General features: G+C 39.2%; 13 protein-coding genes. 1 reads left to right on the forward strand and 12 read right to left on the reverse strand.

Annotated features, from left to right (window positions below; all coding sequences use genetic code 11):
- Positions 1–1086 carry an ABC transporter permease gene (locus A3GM_RS0109630; RefSeq protein WP_018363160.1) on the forward strand — a complete coding sequence of 362 codons (1086 nt, stop codon included), beginning with the start codon at positions 1–3 and terminating at the stop codon, positions 1084–1086.
- A 706-nt stretch (positions 1087–1792) separates the two neighbouring features.
- Here A3GM_RS0109630 and A3GM_RS0109635 read toward each other — a convergent pair.
- The 12 genes from A3GM_RS0109635 to A3GM_RS0109690 form a co-directional block, all read right to left on the reverse strand.
- Positions 1793–2551, reverse strand: coding sequence for a copper homeostasis protein CutC (locus A3GM_RS0109635; protein ID WP_018363161.1), 759 nt, complete (start codon positions 2549–2551; stop codon positions 1793–1795).
- Between the two features lie 3 nt (positions 2552–2554).
- Positions 2555–5152, reverse strand: a complete 2598-nt coding sequence (locus tag A3GM_RS0109640; protein ID WP_025830174.1) for a transglutaminase family protein — start codon at positions 5150–5152, stop codon at positions 2555–2557.
- 624 nt (positions 5153–5776) lie between these two features.
- Positions 5777–7945: a family 20 glycosylhydrolase gene (locus A3GM_RS0109645; protein WP_018363163.1), complete on the reverse strand. Its 2169-nt coding sequence runs from the start codon at positions 7943–7945 to the stop codon at positions 5777–5779.
- Positions 7946–8578: 633 nt separating this feature from the next.
- Positions 8579–9469, reverse strand: coding sequence for a hypothetical protein (locus tag A3GM_RS0109650; RefSeq protein ID WP_018363164.1), 891 nt, complete (start codon positions 9467–9469; stop codon positions 8579–8581).
- 5 nt (positions 9470–9474) lie between these two features.
- Positions 9475–10167 (reverse strand): HmuY family protein, encoded by a 693-nt coding sequence (locus A3GM_RS0109655; protein WP_018363165.1) that lies wholly within the window; start codon positions 10165–10167, stop codon positions 9475–9477.
- Positions 10164–12518, reverse strand: a complete 2355-nt coding sequence (locus tag A3GM_RS0109660) for a TonB-dependent receptor (RefSeq protein WP_018363166.1) — start codon at positions 12516–12518, stop codon at positions 10164–10166. Before A3GM_RS0109660 ends, A3GM_RS0109655 begins: the two co-directional genes overlap by 4 nt.
- Before the next feature lie 76 nt (positions 12519–12594).
- Positions 12595–13233, reverse strand: coding sequence for a DUF4903 family protein (locus A3GM_RS0109665; RefSeq protein WP_025830176.1), 639 nt, complete (start codon positions 13231–13233; stop codon positions 12595–12597).
- A gap of 176 nt (positions 13234–13409) precedes the next feature.
- Entirely contained in the window at positions 13410–14810 is a 1401-nt protein-coding gene (locus A3GM_RS0109670) for a leucine-rich repeat domain-containing protein (protein WP_018363168.1), read from the reverse strand.
- A gap of 472 nt (positions 14811–15282) precedes the next feature.
- Entirely contained in the window at positions 15283–16872 is a 1590-nt protein-coding gene (locus A3GM_RS0109675) for a leucine-rich repeat domain-containing protein (protein WP_018363169.1), read from the reverse strand.
- 65 nt (positions 16873–16937) lie between these two features.
- The gene (locus A3GM_RS0109680; RefSeq protein ID WP_018363170.1) at positions 16938–17855 is read right to left on the reverse strand and encodes a hypothetical protein; all 918 of its coding nucleotides are present in this window, start codon (positions 17853–17855) and stop codon (positions 16938–16940) included.
- 7 nt (positions 17856–17862) lie between these two features.
- Complete coding sequence (locus A3GM_RS0109685; protein ID WP_018363171.1) at positions 17863–19023, reverse strand: fibronectin type III domain-containing protein; 1161 nt, start codon at positions 19021–19023, stop codon at positions 17863–17865.
- Positions 19024–19039: 16 nt separating this feature from the next.
- The gene (locus A3GM_RS0109690; protein WP_018363172.1) at positions 19040–20233 is read right to left on the reverse strand and encodes a DUF4856 domain-containing protein; all 1194 of its coding nucleotides are present in this window, start codon (positions 20231–20233) and stop codon (positions 19040–19042) included.
- Between the last annotated feature and the right edge of the window lie 15 nt (positions 20234–20248).

Genomic DNA, 20248 nt, shown 5'->3' on the forward strand with positions numbered 1-20248 from the left:
ATGACTATAAAGTATCTTTTACGAAAAGAGTTCACACAAATACGTAGAGACCCGTTTCTTCCACGGCTTATCTTTTTCTATCCCATCATGCTTATGTGCGTAATGCCATGGATTATGAACATGGAAGTAAAGAATATTGTGGTAGATGTTGTTGATAACGACCGCTCAACTCAGTCGCAACAGCTGGTACATGAAATAGAAGCAAGTAAATATTTTATCTTTCATGGTCAGCAACCAACCTACTCTAAAGCTCTCGATAACATCGAACGTTCTAAAGCAGACATTGCTATCGTTATACCACAGCATTATAGCCGAAATCTAACACAAGGCAAAATGCCACAAGTACTCATTGCAGCTAACGCCATAAATGGCATAAAAGGAGCAATGGGAGCAGGCTATCTTTCTCAAATAGTGTCTGCGAATGCCATTCCAACAGCATCTGCAATTCAATCAAAAATATCCACGTTATATCTCTATAACAAGCATCTCAACTTCAAACTCTTTATGATTCCTGCTCTTTTTGCTATGTTGATAATGATGGTAACGGGCTTTTTACCAACACTTAACATTGTTAGTGAAAAAGAAAAGGGAACGATTGAGCAGATAAATGTAACGCCAGTAGGTAAAGGAACATTCATACTTTCGAAGCTTATACCCTATTGGATCATCGCATTCTTCATCATAACCATTTGTCTTGCATTGGCTTGGGGTGTGTATGGCATAACCCCTGTGGGCAATGTTGCACTCATCTACTTGCTTGCAATGCTGCTTGCGCTGTTCTTTTCGTCGTTCGGACTCATCATTTCGAACTACTCCGACAACATGCAACAAGCCATATTTGTGATGTGGTTCTTCGTTGTTATATTGCTTTTGCTATCTGGCTTATTCACTCCCACACGTTCTATGCCGCCGTTTGCCTATCTCACTACCTACATAAATCCCGTGAGTTACTTTATCGAAGCCATGCGTACGGTATTTATTCGAGGTGGTAATTTCAGTAATATTGCCCACCAAGTATTTGCATTAGTTGGCATATCGCTAGTTATGAGTGGCTGGGCTGTGTTGAGTTATAAGAAGAATAACTAGTATAAACCACTGCAACTGCAAACAATATGTGTAGAAAAAGCCCTCCCCTCCTCCGCTTATTCTCTATATTGAACAAGCAATAGGAGAGTTAAAAGAGGGAAAGAATAGGAGATAAAACACACCATCATAACGCACTTCCCATTTTATCACACAACTATCTTACTATCAACGCCTTATAAAGTCACTGTTTTTATACCCTAAAAGCAGTGACTTTACCTTTCAATAGCATTCCTTTTACAATGTAAAAGCAGCGATATTGCAAAGGAGTTCTATAGCTCTGAGATTTTTGTTTGTTTCCTCATACATCTCTCTTATTTATTTTTTCCTCATCATTAATATCTTTTCTATCCAACATCTCTTCCTTCTAAATATTTTAATAGGCTGCTAAACAAAAGCAATATAAAAGTGTTTTGAAACGAAAGTTTTTCATATCAATGGCACAAAACACGTTTCTTTTATTTAACTTTGTGACGAATGAGATTATATTACATCATAAATAGTGGAAGAATAAAATAAAGACCTGTTATTTAGACACCCTCTTCTAGTTCTAAATAATAGGTCTTTTTCATTTATCAGCTAACAAAAACTCAGCTATTAGAAGCTTTTCAGGTTGCAAATTCAAGCACAAAGAAATAAATTGTCTTTGCTAATAATTTGTATTTTTTATCCTTATAGAGATTATCCTATAAAGATATCTATCATCCAATCACTCCTTCTCCATCAAAGCCGCTATCGTGTTGCTCACTCTGCGCTCTGTTGTTAGCATGATAGTATCTTCGTCTGCGCCCTCAGCTCCCATGTAAACGGAGGGGTTGGAATATGTCATTAGACTTGAATAGGGCTCACGAGCAGAGAAATGGAAGGCACGAACAGACGCTTCTTGATGAATATGTGCGATGTTCTTTTCATTCACTCCACAGCCAGCCATAATCCTTATGCGCCCTTTTGACAATTCTTCTAGACGACGAAGTAAGGGTATTCCGAGCTCAGCAGTGGGCTGTTGACCAGATGTAAGAACTCTATCAAAGCCTAGAGAGATAAGCTGTTCCAATGCTTTCTCAGGCTCTTTACAACGATCAAAGGCACGATGAAAGGTTGTACTCATACCTTTTGCATGCGACATTAGATATTGATTGGCTTCCACATCGATGTCTCCTTCAGCCGTTAAACAACCAAACACAACCCCATCTACGCCTAATTCACGACAAAGGTCGATATCCATTGCCATACGTTGAAGCTCTTGTTGGGTGTAAAGAAAGTCGCCTCCACGATTACGAATGATGACATGTAGACGTGTTTCGTTCAAAACTTGCCTCGACATCTTTATCTCTCCGTACGAAGGAGTGGTGCCACCTTCGGGTATTCCCATACAAAGTTCAACACGATCTGCCCCACCTTTCTGTGCTTCTAAACAGCTTTCAACACTGTTAGCACATATTTCTATCTCAAAATCTCTACGATTCATGCTTTATAGTTTACTGCTTGTTTTAACCAATTGCTCGCCCAATCCAATGGTATAACCTTGAGATAAGAACACAATACGATTGAAGGTATCGGCAATAATGAATATGGGTAACTGCTCAGTGTTGTGCAATTTCATTTCTCTTACAATCTCTTGTTGAATCAATCCGTCCTTATCTATACCAAAAATAGTATTGTTTGGGAGATTAGGGAACTCGCCTTTTTGTGCTTGGAACTTCTTTGCTTCTGCCTCATTCTTAAAGAGTAAGACAAAAGGACGACCCCATTTATCGAGCTTTTCTTTCATCTTTTCAATATCATGTAGGGCGTGATTGGTTGGTTCTTGACCAATTCCTAATACTCCTAACACATAATATCCTCTTCCTGTTTGGCTTAATATCGACACACTTTGACCGTCTTTATCGAATAAGTCCTCACTATTAAAGCTACCAATAACCTTCACTCCTTCGCTTTCTTGGCGTACTTCGAGCGGAAGTGTGGTTGTTTTTCCAGGCTCAATCTTGAAGAACGTGGTATGAGCAAGAACGCTACCATCAGCCATACGCTGACCTGTTACAAGGATATAGGTACCCTCATCAAGGGTAGCACCATTTTTAAAGGTATTCGACCATGTTGATCCTCCGCCCATATCTACCTGTCCTTCGTCGAAATTCATCATCCAGGTCTGGCCATAAACAATTTTACTTATAGTGAAATGGCTATAATATTTAGGATCATCAAGGAATCCATCAGGAGTAAAAGTCAACACCAATTTACCTGTTTTTGCGGTATGTTGCTCCACTGTTTCAAAGTCAACATCCACCCAATTTCCATTTTGTCGATATTGAATTTTACCTGTAACAGGATCCATTCGAGCCTCTATATCTAAGCTACGAGCTACATCTACGAAGAAAATATTACGACTTCTGCTGTCTGTAACCCTACTCTCCCACACACTTATTGGGGTCTGTGGAATACGCATAGCACGAGTATCAGGATTCATTCGAATATTCTTTCTAATCCAATCTACCAACAAAGCAGGATTCTTTCTAAAACTTACAGCCTCCTTTGCAAATGCCTTTTCAAAGAACTTTTTAAATGGTTTGAGTATCATTTCACTCTCAATACGTGGTGAAAGCTGATTACTCTTTGCATTCATGTGATCTTCTAAGATCTCCATAGGCATGTCACGGAGGTCTTTATCGCTCAATGTTTGGAGTAAATTAATTGCTCTTTCTTGCTTATCGGCATATTTTTCAACAAACGCTTGAATTACTTTCCAATTGCCTCTTGCCTTTATTATATAAGGTATTGCAGCACTATATCGATAATTTTTCATCGACTCTTCGGTTGGAAAGGTTGCAATATAAGCGTGACGAATAGAGTCTTCGTATGCAAAACGACGATTATTTTCCTCTCTTTGAGCCTTTGTTACAGCTGGTAAAGAGGCAATTTGACGAGGTGGAACAATGTCAAGATTAGCCTCTTTAGGTACATTATTTTCGTTATAATCGAGTTTTATTGTGATGAATTTATCCTTTCCAAAAGATGCTTTAGCATAACCAAACTGATTGTCTTTCGATGCCCATACAATCAAATCTCCCTTTCCTGCAGAAAGGAAAGTAGAGCCATCGGGTTCGGTGTACTTTGATACTGCAGTAAAGAACTCGGCATAATTATAAATTTTAAAATCCACTCTGGCATAATCAACGGGCTTTCCTGCCTTGTCGATAACCTTGAAATCGATTCGTGATGTACTGCCATAATTATCAATTAGATTGATTTCTGTGAAGTTATTAGTGCGCAACATCACTTCTTCAGGACCCTCATAATCTCCAAAAGCACGTGTATGCATCAACATTGCACGTGATGCTGGCTCGTTAAACCAAGCGAGATTGAGAACTGGTTCGGGCTCACATGCGCCTAAAAAATACCACTTTCCGTCTGCCCAAGCCTCAACCCATGCATGGTTATCGTCGGTATGTGCCCATCGAGGAGTATAGACTTGGCGAGCTGGAATGCCAATAGAACGAAGCGCAGCAACGGTAAATGTGCTTTCTTCTCCACAGCGTCCACGTCCTGTTTTTATTGATTGTAGAGGCGAAGAGGTGCGTGCATCCGAAGGCTCATAGGTAACTCTTTCGTGACACCAGTGGTTCACTTCGAGTATAGCATCTTTCATAGAAAGACCTTTTACCCTTTCGCTTAGCTCACGATAGAATATTACACGAGAGCTATCAAGAGGCTCATTGTTCACACGCATGGGCAGAACAAAGTGCCTAAAGAGCAACTCTGGCACTGTTTTTCCCCACGACATGGTTTGCTTTGTGCGCAAAGCTGTTCGTATATTGTTAAGATGATAAGACGTAGGATAATCTGTTGCGTCGGCTACTGGCATGTAAGCGTATAAGAAATGCAATGCTTCTTCCTCTTCAGGAGACACTTTTAGTCCCTTTGTGTTATAGAACTTCTTGCCAATAACGTTCATTTTAGTCTGAAAAGCCTTTTCTACTTTCTGTCTAAAGTTAGCATCTGTAATAAAATGTTGTGCATAAGTCATGCAACTTACAGCCATAAAAAGCAGGCTCAGTAATATTTTCTTCATAGATTTGTTTTTAGTTAATCCGACTTTCAATAGTCTTATAATATGCTTTTGCAATATTCGTAAAAAAAAACAAGATACACAAATGTTTTCATATAAATTGCTATCATAAAACAAAAGTATTCGCCTTAGAATACAAACACTTCACCGCCAAGTGACAAAGCGAGCATTTATTTAATGAAAAGGAGAATTATAAGATGACTTTTAAAGATGAAATAAGGAGATAATAATCATGAATTAAAAGCTATTTTCACCCCCTTCAGAACGAAGTTATTCTCCCCTTATCCTCCACTCTCAATCTCTTTATTCTTCGATAGAGTAGCACCTTCGTTATAAAAGCAGTGAGATTGGGGTGTAAAAGCAGTGCTATTACAACGTAAAAGGATTGAAAATGCAATGCAAATTCAATCCTTTTATTTCATCATAATATAATTATCACATTACAGATGCTTTTAAGTTGAAATAGAAAGGCGATGAAGAATACTTGAAACGAGAACCCTATTGCATTTTTGAATGATGCTGTTGATACCTCGAACAATGTTTTTATCTTCTCAATTCACCCTTATTCCGTCCTTTTACAAAAGTTATTAGAAACTTTATGATAAGCATCTCTACCCTTATCCTCCTTTATTTAGCATTTACTGCAATGCCTCTACGCAACATATCGTCGGTTAATGGCTTCATACGGCGAAGGAAATCGGTGTAATTTCGACGCTCGGGCATACTCCAACCCGCTTCTGCAAGAGCCGCAGCACGTGGGAATGTTTGATAGAAAAGACGCTCAGTAGAGTTAATACTCTCACCCCATAGCGTTCCACTAACGCCCAATAAGGTGTTACGAACAAAGTTATCGTCTTGTCCCCAAGCAGGATCTAGCTTGTAAGTCTGTTCCAATGAGGTCACAGGCATACCCCAATTCACTTCGGGCATGTCGCCTTTTTGCTCGGGATAGTCGAGATAACAATGCTCACCAGGGCAAAGCATAATCTGAACATTATTGCGAACAGCAGCATCTATGGCTGTTTTTGTCAACCCATGTCGCCACGCATACACCACACAACCAGGCTGAATGGTCTTAAATTCTTGCTCATACCAATACATTGGCTTCTTTCCTAACAACTTAAGTTGATGAATAATGCGGTCGAAAAGATATTGTTGTAGCTGCCAATTCTCTTTAAATCCCTCCTTTTTCTTCAACTCTGTGCATGCAGAACAATTGCTCCAAGCACCCAATGGGGGCTGACCTGCCTCGTCACCACCTAGATGTACATAGGGAGCAGGGAAGATATCGGCCAATTCTTTCAACACATTATTAAAGAATTCGTACACAAATGGCTCTGCAGGACAAAGCAAATCGTTGCTAACTCCGCAAGTTAGGCGAATAGGAACAGGCTTTTTAGCACACGAAAGCTGTGGAAAACAATGTATTGCAGCCACTTCATGGCCTGGAAGTTCAACCTCTGGGATCACCATTACATGGTATTTAGCAGCAAATTGCACCAATTCACGCATTTGTTCTTGCGTATAATAACCGCTAATGCGTGCTGGCATGTCATCCATTCCAATGCGATCGGAAGCCTTTTCGATGAGTTCGGGATATTTTTTGATTTCAATTCGCCATGCTTGGTCGTCTACTAAGTGCAAATGAAGGGCGTTATACTTGTAGCGAGCCATTTCAACTACATAGCTTTTAAGGTCTTCAAAGGGAATAAAATGGCGCACTGGGTCTACCATTAGCTCACGAATTGCAGTGCGAGGCTGGTCTTTTATGTGCAAAGCAGGTATCTCTACCGAGCGAGCAGCAACGCCATTACCAATACAAAGCTGCTCGAGTGTCATCAAACCGCAGAACACTCCTGCTGCGGTTTTACCCTTAATCACCACTCCTTTATTTGAAATATCTAAGGTATAAGCCTCATCATTGGTGAGAGAAGCATCGAGTTGAAGGCGAACTACAGGTCCAACACCACGACGTCCTTTAGCAAATACAGTGCGTTCGCCAAGTATTCGTTCTGCTTGCATCTTCTCATTTGCCAATTCTTGAGGTGCTTCTACTCCCACAACCTTAGCCCATTGAAGTGGAATAAGGGCGTTTGTCTTAGCTTTCTTATCTGAGTTTTTATCTACTTTATCGGTAGAATAAACCTCAAGTGTGAGTGGTCGAGGTACAAGTATTTGTTCTGGACGACACACATTCGCCACTTCTTGTTTTCCAAAGAAATGTCTCCAGCCCTGAGCTTTGCGATATTCCTTGCGTGATTGAGCAGGAACTATAAGCTGAACACGACTTAAATCGATTCCATCAAAAGCATTATCAGCGCAAACAGGTGGAACAGTTGCCGATAAACGTACAACACGTAGCCCACGGCAATTGGCAAAAGCAAAGGCTCCTAAGCGTGTTGAGCCATCGAACGAAAGCTCGGTTAGCTTGCTACAACCATTGAATGCAGCTGCACTTACAACCCTTGTTGTGGCAGGAAAGCGCAATGTTCCTTCGATATTTTTGCACGCAAAGAATGCTTGAGTGCCCACTGAGTCGAGTTGTAGCGGTAAGATGAGCGACTGAAGTCGATAACGTGAGTGCATAGCATTGCGTGGAATGACCTTGCAATTGGTTGTAGAAAGGTCGAGAGCAGTATCGTTTACCTTTATATCTCGCAAGGTTCTAAAGTCTTGTGCATAGCCAGATGCACTAAAAAAAGATAGCGCACAAGCCACCAAAGCAGGCTTAGCAAAACCCTTAGAATAGGGTTTCAGTGGCAGTAAAGTCTGCAATAAATTCTTTAAAGAGGTCATTTCTATTGAAGTTATTTGAATTGTTTGGGTTGATTTTCGTAATAACAGAGAATTCTATCTATTCTTGTTCTGCCATACTTACAGGTGAGTTGCATTGCAAGCGCATCGAAACACCTGAGTAAAATGTATGCAGGAATGACAAAGTTACAAATAAGAATCGAATTGCCCACATCTTTTATCAACATTATTCTCGCCTATAAAGAACTTTAAGAAGTGACTATTGATAAACAAAAGAGAAGAAAGATTTTTCCATTTTTTAAGCATCAACCCTCCAAGTATATTCCACTTACAATCCTTTCTCACACTATCTTCTTTTCCACTCTCGTGCTATATCAAAATAAAAGCATTGAAATTGCCAACCAATCTCAATGCTTTTAGGGTGTAATATCAATCCTTTTGCAACGCAAAGTCAATGCTTTTGCAACACAAGTGCTACTATGCCGAAAAACAAAGGCAAAGCACAAGAATAAAAAGAAAGTTCTTTTATCTTATCCATCACGATGCAACTCTTACACACAAGCGTCTATCTGCCCTCTTCATAGAATAAAAAAGAGAAGAAAGAACAAGGTGTAAAAAACAAATAAGCATCGCTTTACGCTCCTTTATGAAAGGAGTAAAGAACGGATAAAAGTACTAATTTTCTCCTTCTTGTGGTTTCTTTCGCTTCGAAGCACCTTTCTTCCAGAGATAAACTCCTAAGCCTAAGAACACCACTAAAATGGCAATCATCTGCAAACTATATTTCTCTGGCTCCACCCAAAACTCACGAAAGAAGTTTATTCTGCCTAATATTTCAACCGGAGTCCAAAAGATTATCACCGTAGCAATAGCCATACGAATGTTACTTCCCCATGCTGCTAGTTTCAATTCTCGCTTAAACATGAACACAGAACCAATGAAACAAGATAGTCCAACGAGGAAAGTTACAGGGTGATGATCGCCTAAAAAACGCTTATCATAGCAGAACATCAAAAGCAAATAGAACGCCCAAAGCATCATATTGATTTCCATAAAGGTAACAATACTTGTGTGGCGGGTCATGGGTTGCGTAACAATTATCTTGCGTTTGTCTCTAAAACACACCTTTTGAATCCACGTTATGAAGTCACATCCATTCTTTGTACTAAACACATACATCACCATTGTCATCATCCACATACCAAATGAGGCAGGCATAATAAGGTATTCGGGTTTAGTTACGACGACATTGTTTTCTATTTCGGGTGGAACACCATAACGACGAGCATAATAGAGGAAAAGAAACTCTACCCAACCTGTCCAAAAAAGCAATCCACCAAAGAGTCCCCAAAGCGTTTGTCGGGTGTCACCTTTAACAAAAACGCCAGCTATAACCATTATTAAGCCCACCAAACCGAGCATAAATCCAGCCACGTGCATGGTACCTTCGCTCATGTATTTCTCCATTATTTTCATTAAAGCGTGCCCCAATGGCATGGCAAACAACACTAAAAAGAAAGACGCAAAGGTTCTTCCCCAATAATTTTTACTTTCTTTTGTATCCATAATTGTTATTTTAATTCGTCACAATAATAACTTATCTGTCCGCCTGTATCGCCTATTTCGACATCGGCTTTATACCAACTTATAATCTGAATTTTAAAGTATTGCGTTCCATTTGCTGTGCGCACGACATAAGTATGCAATGAAGGTGCATACACAGGAGGCGGTCCAGTGAAGCTCATTGCATTGGCTAAGACTGGATTCGCATTGGTTTTGGTTGTAGCAGGACCTCTATTTGGATCGAACCAAGGGTTTTGTTGAAAGTCTAGATGATTGGTAATTAAGTGTTTATTCCAATCATTTCGAGACATAGTGATGGTTACTGTGCTATCGTCTACTATCCAATTGGGATTAGATGGCAATTGAGAAACAGTCTTCCATTTATCGTATTCGCCATAACCAAGGTCGATTGCTGCTCCCTTTCCTTTACCCGATGTACCGCTATTGGTGCGAATTCGATATCCACAAAAGGCGATATCCCAATCTAATCGGTCTTTTTGTGCCCCTTCAACAATATCTTCATTCACCCTATTTCGATTGAACATCTCTCCCGTTCGCAAATTAATATACAGCCAATCGTTGGTTACGCCTGTTGAATAACCAGTGACTCGGGGTAGCACTTTGCCTGTAAATGGCTCTGCATCATAGTCTGTACAAGAGCTTAAAAGCGCAAAAAGGAATATAAAGAGATTGGTTTTCATTTCTTATGCTTTAGTGATTTAAGAATATCTTCTACTAAAAATTCTACTTGTACATATCCTCTTGCACCACAAGTGGCAGGCACATTGAACATAGTTACGCCCGATCCTAAGGTATGTGGCACATAATTGAAGATGTTATCGACACCAACTGTGAGCTTAACTTTATTATAAAAGGTTTGAACCACAGCAAGATTGCAAAGCACATAGGTTGGAAGTATGCAGCGAAAATAGGCATCATAGCTCTTATTATGCTCTTTTACCCACACTCTATCTTGCACATCAAACTTCTTTTCGCCCATAATTGAGGTGCTAAAGATGGTTTTTAGTCTGTAATTAGGGCGATTTAAGGTATAATCAAGACTGCCTGTTGCAGCGTGAGGCGATGTTGTATTGACCTGAATGCCATTCTGTTTGCTCACATTTACATAGCTATAAGTGGCATTAAGCATGAAATTGTCTGTTAATCTCCATTTCATTATCGCCTCAACACCTAACATTCGCTGGCTTTTTAGATTGATATACTCGAAGTTATACTGCATATCATAAATGCGCCACACGCCTTCTATCTTCTTATTAAATATGTTTGCGTAAGCATTCACATTGATAAAGAATCGGTCTTTGCTATATTCTGCGCCCAAAGAGAAATAGTTATTCTTCTCAGATTGAAGGTTTTCGCTTCCTTTAATCTGAAACATTCCCAAGTGATCCCAATTAAAGAAGAGTTCTTTTATGCTGGGAGCACGATATCCCATCGAGTAGTTTGCACGCAAAGCCCAATGATTATCGGGCGCATATTTAATGGCAATCTTCGGCATCCACATAAATCCAAAGGCCTTAGAGAAGTTTGTTCGCACCCCAGAAGAGAGCATCCAATGGCTATTCACAATCCATTCATCTTGCAAGAAGTATTCTGTTTCGTGCAAAGAGCGTGTTGTCATTCGCCTATTTACAAAGCGATCGCTCGTTAATTCATCTGTAGTATGCTCTACACCGAATATGATATTGTGTCCAGTGAAATAGCTACTGGTGAGCGTTAGACGTGGTTCAAAGATCTTACTTTTATACACATTCTTCCTTTCATCAATGCGTTCGTGTCGCTTAAAGCGGTCATAAAAGTCACCATGTAGACTCAAATTCACTGTAAACCAATCCTTAACGTCATATTTTAGCTTTATACCTGCCATAAAATCACGGCTTTGTGAGAAGGTCATATCTTGTATTAAATCATACGAATTCATGAAGAACATCGAGCCATAAGCCTGCAATGAGAGGCTTTTAGATGGTTCATAATAAAGCTTTTGAGCCACAGATAGGTGCTCAGTGCCCTCTATTCCCATCGGAGAACGAGGCGCAATGGATGTTAAAGTGATGTCGTGAGGTAAGAAAGGGTTGGCCTCTTTGGTATAAACTTTTTTGTCTTTATCCGACTGATACATGTAAAAAGCATCGCTTGAGCTATACCATACATCTGTTTGCGATGTGAATTTACCTTGTTTTATGCCTGCGGATATCCACGATTGGAGGTTTGGTCGGTCGCTATTTTTCTCGAACATATAGAGGAAATCCTTAGGGTTTGGCTGCTTATAGTTACGTTGATTCATTTGAGCAAACCTCACTCCCGCTTGTATGTCCAATGGTTTTTGAGTCTTTTTCGATATAAGATTGATGACAGCACCCGACGCTCTGCTGCCATAAAGGGTGCTACTGGCTCCCTTTACGATTTCTATTCGATCTATTGCATGCAGATTAAAGCGTTCATAATCAAGGTTTCCCGCCATATCTCCAGTCATTCTTTCCCCATCTTGCAGAAATAATACATGGCGAGCGTCTAACCCTTGCATCGATATTTCATTGCCAAAGCCCACCTTTTGAATGTTCATTCCTGGCGTTTCTTGTTGTAATGCGTGTTGTAAGTCGCTATATCCAGCATCTACAAGTGCCTTTCCGCCCAACACTTGCGTTGTTATGGGCGACAACTTAACTGGTCTTTCGGTGCGAGAACCCGTCACTACCACTCCATTAAGATGCATAACATCTTCTTTCAGCACTACATTCACTTCTTTTTCAGTAGCTAAAATCGTGCCACTAACAGGCATATAGTCCATCATATTCACCTTATAAAAATAGGAAGCGTTTTCCTTTTCTAAGTTGATAAACGCCTTTCCGTCTTTATCGGTAATAACTATTAAAGTGTCTTGGTGTTCTTTATAAGGGGCAATAGTGATGTGAGCCCCCAATAATGGTTGCTGAGTTCCTGCCTCTCGAATTGTTATTTTCACCCTACGTTGCGCAAAAGTGCTGATTGAAAGAGATAGAAATGACAGAATGACTAATAGATATTTCTTTCGCATATTGATCTTTATAATAAAAGAGGAGCGGGAAAATACGCTCTCCCTACTTCTCTTTTACTTTCCGTTCTACACTCTCTTACAATCCGTGTTCTTTCTTGTAAGCTGCAAGATCCGCCTCATATTTCTTGAATTCTGCATCAAACTTACTTGTACGAGACTTGTCTATGGTTTGCAAGAAGCATTCTGAACGCACGTTCATCATATTATAATCGACAATAAAGTTAATTTCATGGGTATTCACATTGTAGTAACCTTTCACGAAACTACCTTTCATTGTACTTGGTTTACCATCTTTTTCTAACACAATATAGCCGTCAGTACCATTGAATTTCAACCAACCATCGCCCTTATATTCCTTCTTTTCCCAAGAATTAAGTGGCATAAACTTAGCATCGCAAACGTAAGTTATAGAGAAAGGCATCTCTCCTATGGTGAAATCTTCAAGCTTTATGGTAAAAGCTTGCTTTTCAGTTGTACTCCAAGTAAAGTTGAATCGAGTTGGACAACCAGTGGGAAGCAAGGTCTTATTCACTCCATTCAGTGTTGCATGAGTACTTAAAACGATATCGCCTGTTAAGAAATTACGAGCCAAGTCTATTGCTTCTGTTGGTGATTCTTTCTTTTCTATGTTGTCATCTGACGAACATGAAGCCATTAACAAGAAGAAACTGAAGACAAGTAAATACTTAATGTTTCTCAAAATACATGTGTTCATAATTTTAATTTGTTTGTACATGAGCCACGATATCAACGTAGCTGTTGATTCAACTGCACTCATGTGAGGTTTATTATTTGTGTTATTATAATTTCTCTATGCCTATTTTAGAGATAAAAAGAGATGCTCTTTTACTGATTTTCAAATGAACTATGGTTGAAAGAGGGGGCTATTCCTCATTCACCTTCTTTATTTTCTTTCCAAGCAGCAGCTCCAAATTCTTCATTAAACATTTCAGAATCATCACGACAATATTGACCATAGGCCTTAACAAAGGCTTTTAAGGCTGGTGTTTCAAGCATTTTTTCAGATACAGAAAACGCCACTTGCTCTTCACTTGTAGCTAAATCGGTTAGCATTTTACTTGAAGTGTTATAATGCTTCTTTAGCTTTGGATACACCACTGCGGTATTATCCAAGAACAAATGTATTTCTTCTGCAGCCTCAATCATACTTAAATCCACTTTTTTTAGCTTGGGTAAGTCGCCTAATAGCAATGAAGGTAGACAATTGGTAGCTGGTTTTGGGAAGGTGATAGACTCTAAATTAGGACAATGTGATATTTGTAATCTACTTGAAACAAATGGATTAAAGTCTTTAATCTCTTGATTACAGATCTTAGTATTCGACAAATCGAGTGCTGTTATACTTGAACAATTCGACAAAACCAAGAATCCTAAGCTCGTAGCTTTCGACAAATCCACTCCACCTACTATCTCTGTTTTGCCAATTACCAATCCTGTTATGTTAGAACGAGGCATTAAACGACCCACAGTATAAGGTTTTTCCAAGATTAAAGCTACATAGAAATCTTTTAAATAAGGGTTATTTACAAAATATTCAATACCTTCAAGCGACTCAGGAGCCTCTTCTTCGTCTGGTTGATACAAGAAACTATGACCTTGATCGGCAAGTGTTGGCACCTTAGCCATGTCGATGTGGTTGCCATCTACATACATACTTGGATACAAGGTCTTTACATAAGAGTTGAATGTAGCATCGGGAATTTCTCTAATGGTATTGTATTTCTGCATCTTACCCGTTGCATCTGCCATTTGCATGTCTGCTTCTTGTCCTTTAAGAAGATAGTAAGGCATCAAATCTTCTACATTATATTTAGCAGTTGCAGGTAGATATAGCTTTTTAAAATCATGAAGAATGGTTGTTTTAGGTTCCTCATTTTCGATCTTAACGTCTACTAATCCTTCAAAGTCATAGATGTTATTGCCCGTTAAGTCTACGCTTGTTATTTGCGAAGGCAACGCAGAAAAGTCGAAAGTTGGTCCATATCCATTATTAGAGAGTTTTACTTCTTTCAAATTTGGCAGAATATCCAAACCCGAAAGGTCTGTAAGTTTCGTACTACTAAGGTCAAGTGAAACGGTAGAAGTAGCAAGTTCGTTCAGTTCTAACTTTCCTTCTTTATCGAAAGAGAAACCCTTTGAGGTAAGAATATTTCTCAATTCGGTATTTTTCAGTACATTAGAACTAAATGCAGGACTATCATTTTCGCCACAAGAGCTGAGTCCTAACACGCAAAATACCACCAAAGGCATTACTAATTTTTTAGTTTTCATCTGTTTCTTGAATTAATTACGAGACAAAAGTATGGGTATTTCACGATATATACAATACCTTTTTATAGTGATTTTGTAAAACTAAAAAATGCAGAAATAGCGACTTTTAGGCATTTATTCAATTAAACGCATCCTCATTTATGGGGATATGATTATTAAAAATGTTAAATACTCACATCAAAAATCAACTCATTCGCTTTCCAATAGCATTGAGATTATGAGGTAAAAGCATTGTTATTACATGGCAAAAGCATAGTAATTGTAACGCAAAGTCAATGCTTTTGTTTTGCAACTCCATAATGCTTTAAATATAAGGAGTGTAGATGAAGATAGGAGTTAGTGCTGAAATAGGTTAGATATTGGTTCTACTTCGATTGAAGTTGAGGTTTATAAACAAAAAATCGGTGCAACTACGTGGCTAAAATGAAGTTCTTTGCCTTACGCAATTGCACCGAATTGTTAGTATTCGAAATTATTTTTCGATTGTTTTAATTACTTTTCCGTTAGAAAGTTTTACGATATTAATTCCCTTTGTGCGTGTTGTTGCCTTTGTTCCGTCTACATTGTAGCGAGCAGTTTCAACAACATTGTTATCTAAAGACGCATCATGAATGCCAGTTGCAGGGTTTGCTAACACCTCATACTTAGAACCAAGAACTGCAGAAGTATTGGTGATTTTATCTTGATATCTTTCTACATATCCTTCTGGAACATAGATTTTAAGAACTAATGCTCGAGGATAAAATGCATATTTACCAAAGTCTGGAGCAGAAATTCCTGCAAAAGTTACAGCTGAAAGCTTTTTATCATTTTGGAAAGCTCCTTCTTCTATACCTGATACTGCACCCTTAAACTCAACAGTTTCCAATTCAGCACAGTTGCTAAAAGCTTTCTTTCCGATAGAAAGTCCATCAGCTAAGGCTGTTAGTTTTGTTATTTTAGAGAAGGTAAAAGCCGATTCTCCTATATTGGTAAGATGGTTTGGAAGCTCTAAGTGTTGTAGGTTTTTAGCATAAGCAAAAGCAGATTCCTCAATACTTGAAACAGTTTTAGGGAATTTAAAAGTTGCATCTGCACGGCCAGCAGGATAAAGTTCGAGTGAAATTTGGTCTGCATCGTAAAGCACTCCATCAACTGCTGTATACTCTTCGTTATCTTCTGCTACGCTATAAGCAGTAACAGCAGTATTCAAAAACGCTTTATCTCCTATCTCAGAAAGGGTCGCAGGGAACTCAGAAAGGGTTGCAAGTGCAATGCAATTTTCGAATGCTCCTGCACCAATCTTTTCTAATTTTTCAGAGAAGTTCACAGTTTTAAGAGCGGTACATTCCTTAAAAGCAGATTCACTTATCTCCTTTACTAAAGCAGGAAGAGTGATACTTTTTAGACTACTGTTATATGCAAACGCTTCCTTTGCAATGAGTTTAAGACCATTTCCCGCTGCAAAAGTAACAGAACTAAGCTCGTCACAGTTCTTAAAAGCACCCACACCAAGGCTTGAAACTTCTCTTGGTATCACTACAGAAGTAAGCTTACTGCATTTAGCAAATGCGTAATCTCCAATAGAAGTCACCGCACTTGGAATAGAACATTCTTTTAGATTAGAACAATCTGACACTGCATTCTTTTCAATCTTTGTAGTGCCTTTTGGCAATTTCAATGTAGTTAGGTTGGTAAGACCTGAAAACATGTAAGGACTTACAACGTTATCTTCCTGTGTTTGATAAGAAAACGAAGATAATCCACGCTTAACTGTGTAGTAATTTCCGCCTCCACTCACGATTTGAGCATCGGAAATATCAAGAGAAACGAGCTTTCCTTCGGTCTTAGCATTATTGTTTAATGCTCTTCCTGCCATCTCTCTGATGAACGCAATGTCTGTTCCATTGATCTTTCCAGACACCTTTAAATCTGTAATGGTATTCTTTTGCGTTTCCGAAATCTTTGTAGATATCTGTCCTGCATCAGTATTTACCGTTAAAGTTGTTTGTGAATAGACAGTGTTGCATAGGCAAAATAGAAGCACTGCTACCATCGTTTTCTTGCTTGTAAAAATTCTCATAAAGTCTATTTAAAAGTTATTATTAGTAAAATATATTCTCCATTGAGCCTGGAGAGGGCTTGTATTTATTTCTTTTCGTATGGAATTACGATTTTAAAACCACGTCCACGCAACACCGCAGTCTTCTCTCTTACTTCCTCTACCCATAGCTTTTGTTGTCCTTCTTTTAGTCCGCTATTGGCAAATTCATCAGGATAAACCATTGAGAAAGAAACATTTACTTGTGTACCTACAACGGGATTGACAACGGCAGGCGTTATTTTTAGTACCTTTTTAGAGAAAGATGGGCGTGCACCATTGCACAACCACACACCAACTCCAGGGCGTTTAACAGCCATAACCGTATTCATTTGCTCGTAAAGGTTATGCGATGTGGTGCCATAAATGCCTACTCGGTCGGCAGTTCCATCACAACGCACCACCACTTTCAGGTTTTTCTCTTTCTTATCTTGCGATATGATGCGAATATTTGCTTCTCCTTCATAGAACGCTTGTATCTCAAGAATATTCGTTTTAGCATTCCATTTGGCATTAATCACTTTGTCGGGGTCATCAATTTTCAAGTCTGCAACGTCTCCACCACCATTCAAACTAACGAATTTGCTTTCATCTCGGGGGAAAAGTCGTATCTCATTTTGACTAATACTCAATTCAGGTACTACCACATTGATAGCTACTCGCTTCTTAATATCGCCTGAAAGGATCGTAGCATAGGTGTTTCCTTCGAGTATTCCGCTAATACGTAGGGTGTCTTTGCTAATACTTGCGCTGGCAATCTTTGAGTCTGCAACATTCACTGTGTACTTTCCTGTACCGCCAGTGAGCAGTATCATTCGGGTAGAAAGCTTGTTTAACGACACTTCATTCACGTCTTCCACTCCCAAACGAATATCTTTTACCTCTTGATTGTTATCCTTGTCACAGGCAAAAAGCATGAAACTGCAAAATAAAAGCAGTGCAAAATAAACTATTTGTTTCTTCATTTTCTTCTTAATCTACATTCAGTTTGTACTCAATTTCCCAGCTACGTTCGGGGGTTTCTATTATTTCTATTTGCAAGAAGTGTTGTCCTTTACTTGCGAAGGTGATGCTACCATTAACGGGAGTCACCGCTACTCCGTCTACTTTATAGGTGATTTGAGCATTAGGATTGGCCAAATCGTGATAGAACAAACGAAGAGTTCGAGGGCAAGTACCTACCTCTCGCACTGTATATAAATAAGGAATACGTCCTTCTTCCTCTACTCCCATATTCATTCTTTGGGTTTGTTGCGTAACAACGGCAGAGGGTTTAGATGTTTCTGTTCCTTTAATTGTGCGCACACTAAATTGATATGACTTGCCAGGTTCTAATCCTTCAACAATATAAGAGGTTTCTTTTGTGGTGGCAATTGCCTCTCCATCTTTGATAATCTCATAGCTAACGCCTTCTTCTGCAATGCCATTCCACGACATTTCCATTTCTCTTTGTTGCGGACGAGCCACTACATTCGATGGAGTTTCGAGCGTTTGGCTTACAACTCCTTCTTTTGTTTGAACAAATGAGATGTCATCTATAAGGATATAGCCATCTGATTCTGCCGAAGCGAAATCATTTTCGATGTAAAGACCAACGCCTGCACGATTCACTCCTGCTGGTGCTTTAAACGTAAAGGTCATCTTTTGCCATTCGCTTTTAAACTTCTTGGCTTTCTCTTTATCACGAGTTTCTTTCTTAATCGACTTTAAATCCTTGTACCAATCAACGGTTACGACGATATTTGGGTTCTTTGCTTGACCCTTATACCAATATTCTAAACGATATTCTGCACCTGCTTCCACCGCAATATGATAGGGATTGAATTCTTTATCACGTGAAAAGAACGAGCCACCATTAGGATAAACCTTGATAGCAAAGGTGCCACTGTGAGCGTCTTTCACTCTTGAATAAGATAAAGAAGAGTTGAAATACCAATAAACAGGCTTGAGATAAGGATCGAAGTAGTTTGGATCTACTGGCTCATCGTCCTCATCATCGTCGTCATAAACAGGCGTTGTTACTGCTGGATAGTCCTCAAAACTACCATTAAGAATAAGCTCTTTCCCTATTTGCGCATTGGCAATGAAAGGGAAAAACAACAATAATAAAACGAAATAAATTCTATGTATCATTGATATATAATGTTTTTTAGTTGGAATGTTTAATATCATCGAGTGTGAGTCCATAGCGTTTACCTATGGAAGCTGCTACATTTTTAAGCGATCCTTCGGTTGTTTCAGGGGCAAGTAGGCGCTCTTTGTCCCACAATCCATTACCCGATGTAAGTAAGTTGATATAAGATTTCACCTCATCATAAGTGAAATAGGGTTTACCTGAGGGCTGTAATGTGAATTGTAAGCCATAAATTGAGCCGCATCCCTTCGATAAAAACACCAGAGAGTTGTTGATATCTTCATCTAAGTTTACAAGAGTTATATCGCCAACTAATAGACTCATGGTTCTCACTGCAGCCACTTTAGATAGCTCTGCTCTAATAAATCGCAAGTGTTCTTGCACCTCTTCGTATCTAAACTCAGTGAGAGCGAGTCGTCCAAGGGCGAAAGCGTTGTATATTTTGATGCGACTTTCACGCAAAACAGCTAGTCCACTGGTTTGAATAAAGGGCAACCAATATTGATAATAGCCATAAGCTAAGTCCCAATGGTGCTCTAATTCGGTGTAATTTCGGCCTGGAAGCAAGCTAGTATTCTCGTGTTCACGACGCAAACGTGCATCATTATAAAGACTATCGTTAAGATGTACGTTGAGAATCTTATCTAAGTAGATACCACCCCACATGATTCCGTTGAACATTTCGGCAACAACTAATCCCTTTTCATTGGCAAAAGCAATATTTACATCACCGATATTGGTTCCCACATAGCCCCCAACTCCTGTTGTAGCTCTGCGGTTTCGGTAGGTTCCAGGACTGGTTTTACCTAATCCACTCAATGTTCCTGTAGTTGTAAAGATATCTTCTACATCTTGTAAAATGCGTGTTCTGTCTGCTTGGTGCAATGAAGAAGCAGCCAATTCTTCCTTTGGCTTCAATCCAAACTCACCGTTAGTGTAGTAGTCTTGCACCTTATCCATATTGGCTTGATACATAATTGTCGCAATTTTAAGATAACTATTGTAGATATAGTCAATGGGTTCACGCAACAAACTACATTCAAGATAGTCTACACTGCTACTTCCATTGCGTTTAAATTGATAGCTTGGGTCGGGAATTGTAGGCATACGATAAGCCGATTCCACAGTTTCTCCTTCCCAATGTTCACACGATTGGAATGCGAAAGAGAAAAGAATTAATGCAAGATAAAATACAATATTTTTTTTCATACGTATCTTTTATTT

Source organism: Hoylesella nanceiensis DSM 19126 = JCM 15639 (assembly GCF_000379965.1).
Classification (GTDB): Bacteria; Bacteroidota; Bacteroidia; order Bacteroidales; family Bacteroidaceae; genus Prevotella; species Prevotella nanceiensis.

Excerpts from the sequence above, each read along its gene's own strand:
- A3GM_RS0109630 (WP_018363160.1), top strand. The coding sequence starts at position 1 with ATGACTATAAAGTATCTTTTACGAAAAGAGTTCACACAAATACGTAGA.
- A3GM_RS0109635 (WP_018363161.1), bottom strand. The coding sequence starts at position 2,551 with ATGAATCGTAGAGATTTTGAGATAGAAATATGTGCTAACAGTGTTGAA.
- A3GM_RS0109640 (WP_025830174.1), bottom strand. The coding sequence starts at position 5,152 with ATGAAGAAAATATTACTGAGCCTGCTTTTTATGGCTGTAAGTTGCATG.
- A3GM_RS0109645 (WP_018363163.1), bottom strand. The coding sequence starts at position 7,945 with ATGACCTCTTTAAAGAATTTATTGCAGACTTTACTGCCACTGAAACCC.
- A3GM_RS0109650 (WP_018363164.1), bottom strand. The coding sequence starts at position 9,469 with ATGGATACAAAAGAAAGTAAAAATTATTGGGGAAGAACCTTTGCGTCT.
- A3GM_RS0109655 (WP_018363165.1), bottom strand. The coding sequence starts at position 10,167 with ATGAAAACCAATCTCTTTATATTCCTTTTTGCGCTTTTAAGCTCTTGT.
- A3GM_RS0109660 (WP_018363166.1), bottom strand. The coding sequence starts at position 12,518 with ATGCGAAAGAAATATCTATTAGTCATTCTGTCATTTCTATCTCTTTCA.
- A3GM_RS0109665 (WP_025830176.1), bottom strand. The coding sequence starts at position 13,233 with ATGAACACATGTATTTTGAGAAACATTAAGTATTTACTTGTCTTCAGT.
- A3GM_RS0109670 (WP_018363168.1), bottom strand. The coding sequence starts at position 14,810 with ATGAAAACTAAAAAATTAGTAATGCCTTTGGTGGTATTTTGCGTGTTA.
- A3GM_RS0109675 (WP_018363169.1), bottom strand. The coding sequence starts at position 16,872 with ATGAGAATTTTTACAAGCAAGAAAACGATGGTAGCAGTGCTTCTATTT.
- A3GM_RS0109680 (WP_018363170.1), bottom strand. The coding sequence starts at position 17,855 with ATGAAGAAACAAATAGTTTATTTTGCACTGCTTTTATTTTGCAGTTTC.
- A3GM_RS0109685 (WP_018363171.1), bottom strand. The coding sequence starts at position 19,023 with ATGATACATAGAATTTATTTCGTTTTATTATTGTTGTTTTTCCCTTTC.
- A3GM_RS0109690 (WP_018363172.1), bottom strand. The coding sequence starts at position 20,233 with ATGAAAAAAAATATTGTATTTTATCTTGCATTAATTCTTTTCTCTTTC.